General features: G+C 35.3%; 13 protein-coding genes. 12 read left to right on the forward strand and 1 reads right to left on the reverse strand.

The window, feature by feature from the left end:
* Position 1: 1 nt before the first annotated feature.
* Positions 2 to 1159 carry a hypothetical protein gene (locus tag AB3G38_RS02860; protein WP_367866994.1) on the reverse strand — a complete coding sequence of 386 codons (1158 nt, stop codon included), beginning with the start codon at positions 1157 to 1159 and terminating at the stop codon, positions 2 to 4.
* Between the two features lie 613 nt (positions 1160 to 1772).
* On the opposite strand from AB3G38_RS02860, the gene AB3G38_RS02865 reads away from it, so the two are divergent.
* From AB3G38_RS02865 to AB3G38_RS02920, 12 genes are all read left to right on the forward strand, one after another.
* Complete coding sequence (locus AB3G38_RS02865) at positions 1773 to 2954, forward strand: hypothetical protein (RefSeq protein ID WP_367866995.1); 1182 nt, start codon at positions 1773 to 1775, stop codon at positions 2952 to 2954.
* Between the two features lie 289 nt (positions 2955 to 3243).
* Positions 3244 to 3732, forward strand: a complete 489-nt coding sequence (locus tag AB3G38_RS02870) for a hypothetical protein (protein WP_367866996.1) — start codon at positions 3244 to 3246, stop codon at positions 3730 to 3732.
* A 449-nt stretch (positions 3733 to 4181) separates the two neighbouring features.
* Positions 4182 to 4436 carry a DUF4134 domain-containing protein gene (locus AB3G38_RS02875; protein ID WP_367868744.1) on the forward strand — a complete coding sequence of 85 codons (255 nt, stop codon included), beginning with the start codon at positions 4182 to 4184 and terminating at the stop codon, positions 4434 to 4436.
* A 33-nt stretch (positions 4437 to 4469) separates the two neighbouring features.
* Positions 4470 to 4835, forward strand: coding sequence for a DUF4133 domain-containing protein (locus AB3G38_RS02880; RefSeq protein ID WP_367866997.1), 366 nt, complete (start codon positions 4470 to 4472; stop codon positions 4833 to 4835).
* On the forward strand, positions 4832 to 5665 hold the full coding sequence (locus tag AB3G38_RS02885; RefSeq protein WP_367866998.1) for a hypothetical protein: 834 nt from the start codon (positions 4832 to 4834) through the stop codon (positions 5663 to 5665). Before AB3G38_RS02880 ends, AB3G38_RS02885 begins: the two co-directional genes overlap by 4 nt.
* Positions 5666 to 5773: 108 nt before the next feature.
* The gene (locus AB3G38_RS02890) at positions 5774 to 6568 is read left to right on the forward strand and encodes a hypothetical protein (RefSeq protein ID WP_367866999.1); all 795 of its coding nucleotides are present in this window, start codon (positions 5774 to 5776) and stop codon (positions 6566 to 6568) included.
* A gap of 13 nt (positions 6569 to 6581) precedes the next feature.
* Positions 6582 to 7481 (forward strand): hypothetical protein, encoded by a 900-nt coding sequence (locus AB3G38_RS02895; RefSeq protein WP_367867000.1) that lies wholly within the window; start codon positions 6582 to 6584, stop codon positions 7479 to 7481.
* Positions 7482 to 7526: 45 nt separating this feature from the next.
* The gene (locus AB3G38_RS02900; protein WP_367867001.1) at positions 7527 to 9965 is read left to right on the forward strand and encodes a TraG family conjugative transposon ATPase; all 2439 of its coding nucleotides are present in this window, start codon (positions 7527 to 7529) and stop codon (positions 9963 to 9965) included.
* 11 nt (positions 9966 to 9976) lie between these two features.
* The gene (locus AB3G38_RS02905) at positions 9977 to 10360 is read left to right on the forward strand and encodes a hypothetical protein (RefSeq protein WP_367867002.1); all 384 of its coding nucleotides are present in this window, start codon (positions 9977 to 9979) and stop codon (positions 10358 to 10360) included.
* A gap of 48 nt (positions 10361 to 10408) precedes the next feature.
* Positions 10409 to 11077, forward strand: coding sequence for a conjugal transfer protein TraI (locus AB3G38_RS02910; protein WP_367867003.1), 669 nt, complete (start codon positions 10409 to 10411; stop codon positions 11075 to 11077).
* Positions 11078 to 11113: 36 nt separating this feature from the next.
* A complete protein-coding gene (locus AB3G38_RS02915; RefSeq protein ID WP_367867004.1) occupies positions 11114 to 11746 on the forward strand; it encodes a hypothetical protein in 633 nt (210 codons plus the stop codon).
* 16 nt (positions 11747 to 11762) lie between these two features.
* Positions 11763 to 12398, forward strand: a complete 636-nt coding sequence (locus tag AB3G38_RS02920; RefSeq protein ID WP_367867005.1) for a TerB family tellurite resistance protein — start codon at positions 11763 to 11765, stop codon at positions 12396 to 12398.
* Positions 12399 to 12406 lie beyond the last annotated feature (8 nt).

Here is a 12406-nt window from a genome sequence, read left to right on the forward strand (position 1 = left end):
TTTAAAATAAAAGTTCCGGAAATTTCATTTTTAGAATTCCGGACTGCAGCTGTAAGTTTGTATAATAATCATTGATAGTTTTTGTATCCAGGTCAACCAAGCCATTGATATGCTTATCTGCTGAGTGATTATTACGGTTAATTACTTCAAGAAACCCTTTCATAATCTCTACTACCTCATCTTGCGCTTGATTAGGAATTTTATTCAGCTCAATATTTAATATTGCCCAAAGATGCATTTCTTCAAGTGTGGTATCAATTTGAATTACTTTACTGTGCAAGATAAGAGTGTTTTTTGACCAGTTAATTTCTTCAATAATCAAGTTTTCGTAATACTTTTTCAGCGATATGTGATTTGTTTTATAACTCAGATGCTGATTTACCTCAGCTGGTTTTAAATCTTTGAGTAATAAAGACAAAGAATCAATAATTTCCGGTAACGATTTGTCCTGAATGGCATTTGTATACACCTGCTGTTTGGCATACTGAAAAATCCTCTCCTTATTGAAGTTTAGATAGATGACCAATTTCCAGATCTTTTCACTCCAATTGATCTTATCTTCTTTTTTAATGACACGCTGTAAACCCCTTAGGAGTTTTGCTGCATACTCTATTCTTTTATAATTAAAAGCTTTTGGATATATACTTGAAAATTCCTGAAAAAAGTCGTAGAATATTTCAACCAGGTTAGCAGGTACTAGATTTTGCCTTAAAAGCCCCTCTATGCCTGCATAGGTTTCCCGAAAAATGTTGCCTTGTAAATTAACCGCATAATCTGAGGCGTTCAATCTGTTATTCAGATAATCCCTGGCAATTAACATTGCTGATTTTTGGAGGTCATCGATACACATTGCCGTATTTAAATAGATGAGCCTGTTATTTGAATTGATCTTTTCCTGATTTTTCACATCAATTTTACGGTAAGCTTTATTGGATAAGGAAGTTAACCTGTTAAAATATAGTTTGCATATCCTTCCTACATATCCATTCTGCTTTTTACTAAATAAGAATTCCTCAAATGTTTCCCCCATCATTTTCCTTTCTTCATTTAAATAACACAGCAGGCTATCGATATCTTTGGTAGGAATGGATGGAATTTCTTTTAACTGTTGCAGCAAATTTTCAATGTTGTTCACATACTCAGTAAGTTCTTTCTTCATAGCCTTTAGCTCAGGTTAAATTCAAGGACAATTCTACTTTTATAAGTTGGCAGGAAAAGCAATTAATTCATTAATCATAATGGTCAGTTAGAATAGCTGGACTTCGTTAATATGAAATTTAAGCATAAATTAATAATTAACGAACTGAAAAACAGTTGTTTAATACATTTATATGTGTAAATGTGTCGTATTTTGGTAGAAAGCATCCCATTTTAATAGGTTATATAGCAAATAGATAAATAAAATATCGATTTTAGATATGGGCAAAACATCATGTTAAATGCATAATAGGGTTTTACGTAAGATTATACGTTGGTGTTTAATCTTTAGTAAAAAAATAATTCAAAATCATTGCGAAAAACGCCATTTTAATAATGTTTTTTTAATACGGGAAATAAACATATTTTAATATTATTGGTTTTATAACAAATAGCATCATGGCATTAGCCTGCCGCTTTAATGACAGCTCTCCTGATAGTTTAATAGTTCTAATTTACAGAGGATACTTGACGGAGATAACTCTTTTTATTGAAGCCGGTTGTAATTAACCTTTAAAATTGAAAGTATGTATAAAAATGTAAATTAAGCATGAATCATGTTAAGCAATTATCCCTTGGCAGCGATAGATCAAGTGATCAGCGTTACCCTAAATCCTCTAAAAAATGAAATTGAGTCTTTATCAAGCATCCAGCTGAATATAATTGAAGGCATCATTGAAAAAGAAAAGGAAAAGCTTCAGAAAAACTTAAAGAGCAGGATTTTTAAAAGCAACAATGAAAAAGAAATTGAACTTTTTGTCTCACAGTATCATTCCACTTTAATCCTGCTTTTGCAGCAGGTTTATAAAAATAAGCCCTATTTTAATGAAGGAAATCCAGTCCTGAGCAAGGCATTTAATCTGCTGGTTGGCTCCCTAGATGAACTATTGGTATTTATTGAAGAGCGGTTTGCCCCTTATTTAAGTTTATTGGAAACAGTTCCAATTACTTACCTGGAAGTCGCTAAAAATGAGATCAAACAAAGTATTGAAAGATTTAAAAACTCTTTTTTGAATGCTGTACCTGATAAGGAATTATCTGAAATTGTCCTCAATGAAATTTTAAAGTTTATTGAAACACCATCTGAAAACTCTTCAGTTACGTTTAAAGAGGTGATTTATATGAAAGATCTTGTTAAAGAATTAGAGCATATTGATCAGCCAGAAAATCCAAAATGTATCTATACCGCTCTTGTAGAACTTTTAGTATATCTAAACTATAATAGTAAGCTCTTCATCAATCATTTTACATCCAAAATTAAATTGCAGATCAATTCGCTGCCATTTATTGATAAGAAGATTGTACAATTGGAATTTAAGCGAAAAGAATTTCAGCAAATGCATGTGAAGCCAGGAGTTATCTTAAATCCAGAGTATAATGGAATAAAAGCTGAAATTGAGCGCTGGTTTACACATGAGATATACTTCGTTTCACAGGAATTAAAAGTACCGGAAATTTCTGCTGCCCTTAATCCGCCACCGGTTCTTCCAAAAAGAAAAGAGCGTGATAAAGTACTTTGTATGCTAACCGGGGATCAGATCGGACTGTTTTTGCGGGCATCTGATCAGAACAGATTGCTGATCGCTCCATCAATGACTGCAATATTTAAGGCTATTGTTCCTTCTCTGTCTACTAAGGATAGAGAGGAATTGAGTGTAGAAAATACTCGTGTAAAATCATATGAAGCGACAGATCATGACAAAGAAACTTTAATCATGGCATTAGAAAAGCTAATCCAGACCATAAGAGAGTTTTAATTGGCAGAGTTTTCACCTTTCAGCGCATAGCTGCTGTCATAATTAATATCAGGCATTCAATCATTTACACAAATCGTAAATATTGAATGCTTTTTTTTTACAATATTAATTTCTTTTAAGTTGCTGAATTTCAGGGTGTAAATCAGTTTTTAGCTGAGGCACGAAAGAGCACGATAATATTTCGTGCTTTTCTGTGCCTTTTCATGATAGATACATTTGAACTGTAATTTAAAACAAACCGGATCAAGGACAGACCGGGTTGATAATTGTAAATGAAATACTGCTTTATATGTTAAAAAACATTTCAGGGTTTGATTACCTGGTGGTGATTGCCTTACTAGTTGCACTTTATTATCTAATCATAATATTGCTGTTCTATTCAAATGAACTTAAAGAGATCCTTAATGGTAAAAGGAAACTAAATTTTAAGCCATCTCCGGAGCACATTGAATTTTTGGAACAGGATTACTTACAGGATAATGCAGGTAATAAGGGAAATGAGGCTCAGCTGATTCATAAGCCATTTGTCGAAACAAGTGATGAGACCTTTGAAGAAGTTGAGCAGCTCATTACTGGCTTACAATTCTTAATTGCAAGCAATGCTGATGAAAAAATCGGAAAGGCGGAATTTGTGAGCAGGATTTCTAGTTTATTACGACTGCATCCGGATTTGAAGAATTCCTTATTTATACCGGTGATCAATGAGCTGATCATAGCTGAATGTGAGAAATATAACTATGTGCTTTTGACAGAGGAGGAAATTTTAGAGCTGTGGTGATAGGTTGAGGGACCTTCCTGACTTCCTGCCGGTTTCGACAGGAAGTAACAGGAGGGATTGATTACCAGCTTAAGAAAGAATCCTATTAATAATATTGCTGTTTTCCTTATTCAGTGCTGAAGGTGAAGTGAAGAGGATGATAAGGGAAATGGCTTCTTTTCGACCCTCCCCACCGTGAAGGTGGGGTAGGCTTGAAAAGAAATTAAAGAAATGCTGTTCTCCATGCCAGGTGCTGTAGAGCTATTGTGAGATCGATGATGGAATGTTGAGAGGACAGCACCCTTCATGCCTGTTCCTGATAAAGGAGCAGGCAACATGAAGGTTTTAAATTTTGAAATTGAACTTTTAATAAAGGAGTAAGGATGAAAATGTGCGGGTGGAAAATTAAGAGATTAAAAAGAAAGCAACTTGTTGCTTATGGCGGTGTGCTTATATTATTAGCACTGACGATGACAGTAATGGCTCAGGATGGAAATGCCGGGATAGAAAAAGCAAATGAGCAGGTCAGAGGTTATTTTAAATCGGGCACCAATCTAATGTATGCCATTGGTGCACTAACCGGTCTGATTGGAGCTGTTAAGGTTTATCAAAAATGGAATGGCGGAGATCAGGATACATCAAAGGTTGCAGCCGCATGGTTTGGAAGTTGCATCTTTTTGGTAGTAGTAGCCACAATAATTCAAAGTTTCTTCGGCATTGCCTAAATACTATCGGTAGTAAAATAAAATTTAAAGATTATGACAAATAGCGTCTATGAAATTAATAAGGGTGTCAATAAGAGTATAGAATTTAAAGGGTTAAAGGCTCAATATATCTGGTATTTTGGTGCTGGTGCCGCCGCCTTGCTTATTGGGTTTGCAATCATGTATGTCATTGGCATAAACTCTTATTTATGCCTGGGAATAATAGGTGTTTTGGGAACGATGATGACTATGAAGATTTACGGGCTTAGTAATAAATATGGTGAACATGGACTGATGAAAAAAATTGCACGGCGTAGCATACCTAAAGTAGTCAAGATTTATAGCAGAAAAACATTTAGAACGTTAAAACCTGGGAAAAAAGAAAATAATAGTATCCAGTTTAAACGGAGAGAATTATGACCCTTCTGACAGATTATGAAATTCTTGGTGTAAGTTATTTAGTGGACGTTGACCGGGATATGTTATTGCTTGTTGAAGACCCTGAAATTGGACTCTCATTTAAAAACATGCATTACACTGATACACATTACCTCCTAAAATATAATAGGTTATCACCAGTAGATGGGGACAATAGTAAAGTTAATCCCGGGCAAATTGTAGATGTTCCTATTCCTCATAAAGTGATATTGAATCCAGTAGCCATGGCAAGGAAATATGGCGTCACTGTCGAAGCATTGAAAGGTAGAACTGATTATGATGTAATGGTGGACCAGGATCTTTTAAATCAGCGTATCAATGGCAAGTTACCGGAAATATCAATTGCAGGTTCAGATTTTATATATGATATAAAACTAAATGCGCTTCTTCCAAAGGATAAAATTGGAGGCAACTTGATGATTGGCCCTGATGTTTATCTAAGCGAAGATGAAATGCATTATACGTTTTTATATAATCCTGTAAAAAGAGAAATAGTTCATTACGACCGAAATATGGTTGAATTTTCAGCAGGTGTTTTTATGGCTAAAATCCCAAATCAACTCAGACTTGATCCTTATGGGATGATTGAAAAGCTTGGGCTGCATGTAAAAGATACCCTGGTTAAATTTCCAATACAAAAATCAATGACAGCTCAGCTCACTCCATTATCTGAGCTATATTTCTTTAAAGCGCTGGTGCTTAAAAATAGGGAAAGGTTAATCGTTAGTGATAAGTGGATTTCAAATCGAACCTCTGAAAAAAATAAAACTACAAAAAAGGTAAAGAAAAAGAATAAGGGGAATAGGTTATAGTGAATTTGATGGCATGACTGAGAAGGTAGCAATAGCAAATTTCGCACAATTAGTAGTTGTGATCATGTAATTAGAAGGCCGGGTAAAAAGAAAGGAGATAAAGTGGAGATGAAATTACCAGTATATGAGATCGAAGGAACACAGTTCCAGGTTGATGTTATAGCAAGGGAAATGAGGGAATGTGCAAATCCAGCGAATATCATTGGATTTCATGAGATGATTGATAATGGAGAATCATATTCATTTTATTATGATCCTGTTGATAAAAATATCTCCATTGACACTGTATATCCAAGTATATATATTACAGTCCCTCAAATGCGGCATTTTGACCCAGTTACAATGGCTATGCACTACAATTATCTTGTAGCAGACATGAACCTAAAAACCGATTACGAAATTATTGTAGATGAGGAGTTAGTTAAGTTGAGATTGGGCGGAGCACTTCCAATAATTAAGCTCATGGATCATCCTTTCTTTGTTGATGAACGACTAGGCTCATTGCGGCCAAAAGACGATTTCCGGACAATGGGAATTTATTTTGATGATATGGAAGAAATTAATGACCGGGAGTTAGGCTTTGTGTATGATCCTAAAAAACATGCTATTGCAGAATTAAATCTACAAACAATTACCAAGTTCCCCAAGGATTTGTATTTACTTCATGTTCCTCATCAATGGATTTTAGACCCTGTAGGTTGGGCAAGAAGACATGGTTTTGATTTAAAAGAAGTTTTACGCAAATATCCACCTCAGAAGGATTTGAGGGCTACTGTTATACCATGGCGTGAAACACCGCTTGTAGATATTATCCAAAAGAACTTATGGCAGAATTTTGATAAAAATTATAAAAACACCATTAAGGTAAGCACCAATAAAAAGAAAAAAGGTAGAGGAATATAAGGGATAAGTGATCATGGATAGAGAATTGCCTAAACTAAAAATAGGAAACACGGAGTTTGTTATTGACGTAATGAACAGCAGGCTAATACAAGCTGAAAAACCTGATAATATCATTTCATTTAATGATATGGAAGATAAGGGTATATATTATAAATTCTTTTATGACAGCGACACATGTAATATTGGAAAATTAAAAGATGTCCCGGACAGGCAACTGAATCAAAATTTTGATTTTGGGTATGATAGTATCCATTTAAAGTTATTCATGGATGTATATAGTTACGACGAAAATCATGTTATGCTTCGTATTCCACAAATGGTTGAGCTTGATCCAGAAGGAATGGCAATTAGATGTAAAATCCCGGTTGAAGAATTAGGTGGAAAAGCAGATTTCAGTCTTTTAGTTGATCAAAAAGCCTATCAAAGGCGGCGTAATAATGAATTCTTACCTCAAATAAATATCGCTGGTGATATGTATTCTTTAGAGCCAAAAACAGGTGTGCTTCATCCGGTAGATTTCGGGTCAGGCCTGGAAATAAATATGGGTAATTTATTAAAGTCAGATAACGGCCAAAATATAGGACTTTATGATTTAAACGGTCATTGTGGTGTTAAAGTTGAATTTGACATAAATAAAAAGTTTCCAGAAAATATTGTGGCTTTTGAACTGCCGAATATGATAAAGCTAGACCCTGTAGGCGTTGCGCTTAATCATGGATTAGATATGAGGAGCATACTTAGAAAATATCCGATCATTGAAGACTATAGTGCAAAAATTAGTCCTGTGGCAGAGAGTCAGATACCTAAGATCATAGAAAAAGCTGTTCGGGAAGATATTCGTCTTCGGGCAATAAGTCAAATCATTGTTCCGAAAAAACAGCATAGTAAAAAATATAAGAGGGGGCTGAATTAATGTAATTACAATCAGTTAGTTATAAGTGGGTAAATAAAAAAGAAGATGGAAAAGGAGTTGAAGGATATTTTACCAATTTTTGGTGTAGAACGGGATTGCATCCTCAGTAAGCAAGGCGATATTACGGTTGTCTATAAAATAGAATTGCCAGAGATTTTTACGCTTAGTGATCAGGAGTATGAGCTGCTTCACCAATCGTGGATTAAGGCGATCAGATTATTGCCAAAATTTTCAGTTTTTCATAAGCAAGATTGGTACACTGCCGCGGTTTATAAACCGATTAATAAAAAATCCCGGAGTTTTTTAACTGATTCTGCAGACAATTATTTTGCTGGCAGGAAGTACATGGATCATCAGTGTTTCATTTACCTGACTAAAAAACCAGATGGACGGAAATTAAGCACATCTCTGTTTTCTAACCTGTTAAGAAAAAGTATTGTGCCAGATCAAACCATTAAACCGGATATGCTCCAGCATTTTTTAGATAGTTGCGGCCAATTCAAAAGAATTTTAGAGGATACAGGTCTATTAAAGTTACGTAGGTTATCTGATGGAGAATTGGCCAGTGACGGCAGGTTTGTTGGTTTAATAGAAAAGTATTGCTATTTAAATGATAGTCCAGAAGAATTCATAATCAGGGATATCCAGTTTGGGGATAAAATTAAAATTGGGGATCGCAATTGCCAACTTTATACACTTGGTGACGTAGCTGATTTGCCGGGATTGTGCGGGAGCAGGATCAATTATGACAAATTTAGTAATGACAACACAAAATTTTCATTGGGATTTGCCAGTTCATTAAATCACCTGCTTCCATTTGATCATATTTATAATCAATACATATTTATCGAAGATCCGCAGGTAACTATAAAATCTTTGGAGAGCAAAAGATTAAGATTGCAATCGCTCTCTGCATATAGTCGTGAAAATTCAATATCAAGAGATGGTGTAAATGATTTTTTAAATGAAGCGATCTCCGAACAACGTTTGCCAGTCAAAGCGCACAGCAATTTATTGGTTTGGACACAGGATAGTGAAAAGCTTAAGGACATTAAAAATCATGTTGGATCTGCACTTGCGCAGATGGATGCTGTTGCTAAAGAAGAAACTGCTGGAGCTGCACAGATTTTTTGGGCCGGAATACCAGGGAATGAGTCAGATTTTCCAATTAATGATTGCTATGATACATTCTTAGAACAGGCAAGCTGTTTCATTAACAACGAAGGCGCTCCAAAATCTGCGTTACCTGATGAAGGAATTAGGTTCTGTGACCGGCTATCTTCAAGACCAGTATATCTTGATCTTTTTGATGCACCAAGAAATTCAGGTGTAACAAGTAATATGGGAGTTTTGTGCTGCGGAACAAGTGGTGGTGGAAAATCAATGACGATCAATCATATTTTGCATTCTCTGTTTATTCAGGGTGCGCATTGCTTAACTGTAGATATTGGAGGAAGTTATAAGGGCTTATGTGAGCTGGTAGGAGGTTATTACTTTACCTATGAAGAGAGTAATCCGATCCGTTTTAATCCTTTCTATATTCCTGATGGACAAGTCTTGGATACAGAGAAAAAGGAAAGTCTTAAATCATTGCTGGTTGCCCTTTGGAAGCAGGAGAATGAAAGTTTTAACAGATCTGAGTATGTAGCACTTTCCAATGCACTTAGTGGATATTATGCACATCTCGCTATCAATAAGGATATTTTTCCATGTTTCAATTCATTCTATAAATATCTGGAAGATGATTATGTCAATATATTAAAGGAGCATAAAGTTAAAGATCGCGATTTTGATGTAGACAATTTTTTATATGTGCTGCGTCCATATTATGAAGGTGGCGAATTTGATTACCTACTTAATGCTACAGAGAACCTGGATATCTTAAATCAGCCATTCGTAGTGGTGGAGCTGGATAATATAAAAGACCATCCAATTTTGTTTCCAGTGACTACAATCTTAGTTATGGAAATGTTCATCAGTAAGATGAGGAAGCTCAAAGGAATAAGAAAAGTGCTGGCAATCGATGAAGCATGGTCGGCTATTGCTAAAAGTGGAATGGCCGCATTTTTAAAATATGCTTTTAAAACGATACGTAAGTTCAATGGAGTCCCTATTGTGATCACGCAGGAACTGGATGATTTGATCAGCAGCCCAATTATTAAAGATGCGATTATTAACAATGCTGATATCAAAATTCTTATGGATATGAAAAAGTTCATAAACAAATTTGACAAGATACAGGACACTTTAGGTTTATCTGAAAAGGCCAAAACCATTCTTTTGTCGGTGAACAAAGATGACCGTGATATTTTCATTGACCTGGGTGGTCAGGTTCAGCAGGTATATAGAAATGAACTTTGTCCGCAAGAGTATTTTGCTTTCACGACTGAAGGTAAGGAGCGGTTTAAGGTCCTTGAATTAGCGAAACAGCTTGGTAGTATAGAGCTGGCTATTTCTGCATTAGTAAAACAGAATTATAATTAAAAAATAAAGAGATGAGTTGGAAAAGATTTGTGAAAAAGGTAAGGTTCTCTTTTATAATGCTTTCAAGGCAAAGTTTTCAGGAGGCAGCAATATTTTCATTTATGACCGGAAGGTTTCGCCGGGAATGGAAAGATGCAGAATGTGAGCATGTTGAAGTCATTACCATTAAAATTTATAATGAGATCGCGGAAGCGTACGAGGTATCCATCGTAAAATCCAAGCTTGTGATTCATAATGAACAAATGGTTTACACTAAGCAGCCGGATGAATGGCTGGCGATTTATGATACTAGCAGAAGGCAGCTCATTGAAGTTGGGGGTACCAGGACCTTTACGTTTTTTCCTGACGAAAACGAGGCGTTGCTTGATAAGCATGGCTATGTTAAAGTTGAATGAGAAGTATCTAACAGGGATTGAGAAAGGGGGGATGTGATGAAAAAGGTGATGATATTATTATTTGTAATTTTTACCGCGACTAATATATCTGCGGAAAAGGCTAATGCTCAATTGGCTTATTTAGAGATCATAAAGGCAGGTGTCAAGAAAGTTATCAAAGCAGTGGATCTGCAAGTTCAGCGTTTGCAGAACAATACAATCTGGCTTCAAAATGCGCAAAAGACGTTGGAAAATACCATGTCTAAATTAAAACTGGATGAGATTTCAGATTGGGCAAATCGTCAGAAAAGTCTTTACAAGGACTATTACGATGAATTGTACAAAGTGAAAATGCTGATTTCCTATTATAAAAGGATCAGGGATATTTCAGATAAACAAGTTAGGCTGGTACAAGCGTATCAGCGGGCCTGGCAGTTAACCAAAAAAGATCCTAATTTTTCTCCGCAGGAATTGGAATACATAGGTAAGGTTTACTCCGGTATTCTTGATGAGAGCCTTAAAAATATAGACCAGATCTTTCTAGTTGTAAATTCCTTTCAAACACAAATGTCGGATGCAAAGCGGTTAGAGATCATCAATAGTGCTGCGGATCAGGTAGACGACAATTACAATGACCTCACGAGATTTAATCAGCAAAATATTATGCTTAGTCTGCAGCGGGCAAGGACTGGAAATGATGTTTTGGTAGTTAAAAAACTATATGGGCTGGCGGAATAGGCCATTTCAAAGTATAATCAAATTAAAATCAGTTATATGAAATATTTCATCTTGATTGCGATTTCCTGCTTTTTATCAATCAGCACAAATGCCCAGACATTTTCAGAATGGTTCTCACAAAAGAAAACTCAAAAGAAGTATCTGATCCAGCAAATTGCAGCATTGCAAATTTATATCGGATATGCTAAAAAAGGATATTCCATTGCTAAAAATGGATTAACACTGGTTGGGGACTTGAAAAAGGGAGAACTCAATTTGCACAGCGGTTATTTTTCAGCCTTAAAATCTGTAAACCCAAAGATTAAGAATTATGCAAGGGTTGCTGATATCATCTTACTCCAGATCCAGGTTATTTCTAACTATAAGCGGCTATTTCGTGTGGTCAGGAAAAGTGATATAATGAGTATCAGTGAAATTAATTATCTCTCTGCCGTTTTTGAGAAGTTATTGGAAGATTGTTCCAGAGCTACAGATGAACTGATTGATTTGACCACTACAGGGAAAATGGGAATGACTGATGGTGAAAGATTAGACCGCATCGATAAATTGTTTTATGAAATGCAGCGCAAATCAGTGTTTTCCCAGGATTTTACAAATCAAACATTGGTATTGATCAATTTAAGATTGAAATCGAAAAATGACGCTTACTCAATTGGTAAACTTTATTGAATTAAAAATCATAAACATGAAAAGGATATTCTTAGCAATTATTGCCTTTTTGATTTTAGGAAGCTTAAATAAGACTTCAGCACAAAGTACCGAAGTTGAGCAGTTACTATTAAATGTCGAAAAACTAACTCAGTTTAAGCAAATCCTTACTGATATGAAAAAGGGATATGATATTTTAAACGGTGGCTATAATGTGGTTAAAGACATATCGAAAGGCAATTTTAGTCTCCATAAGACATTTTTAGATGGATTAATGGCCGTGAGTCCGGCGGTGAAAAAATATAGACGGGTAAGCGATATCATCAATCTTCAAATACGTATTGTCAAGGATTATAAGACCGCATTAAAACGGTTCAGGTTAGATAAAAATTTCAATGATGATGAGCTCGCATATATCGGGCGTGTTTATACAAAATTATTTGATCAGTCCTTAAATAATATAGATAACCTGACGACAGTTGTTACAGCGAATAAGCTCAGGATGTCTGATGATGAGCGGCTGGAAGCTATTGATAAGATATATACTGACATGCAGGATAAAGTTTCTTTCCTTCAAAATTTCAATAAAGAAACCTATTTATTATCGCTGCAGCGTGCAAAAGAAAGAAATGATGCGGTAACTATTAGCGGTTTACATGGTATAAACAATTAAATAATAAT

Origin of the sequence: Pedobacter sp. WC2423, from assembly GCF_040822065.1 — a bacterium.
Classification (GTDB): domain Bacteria; phylum Bacteroidota; class Bacteroidia; order Sphingobacteriales; family Sphingobacteriaceae; genus Pedobacter.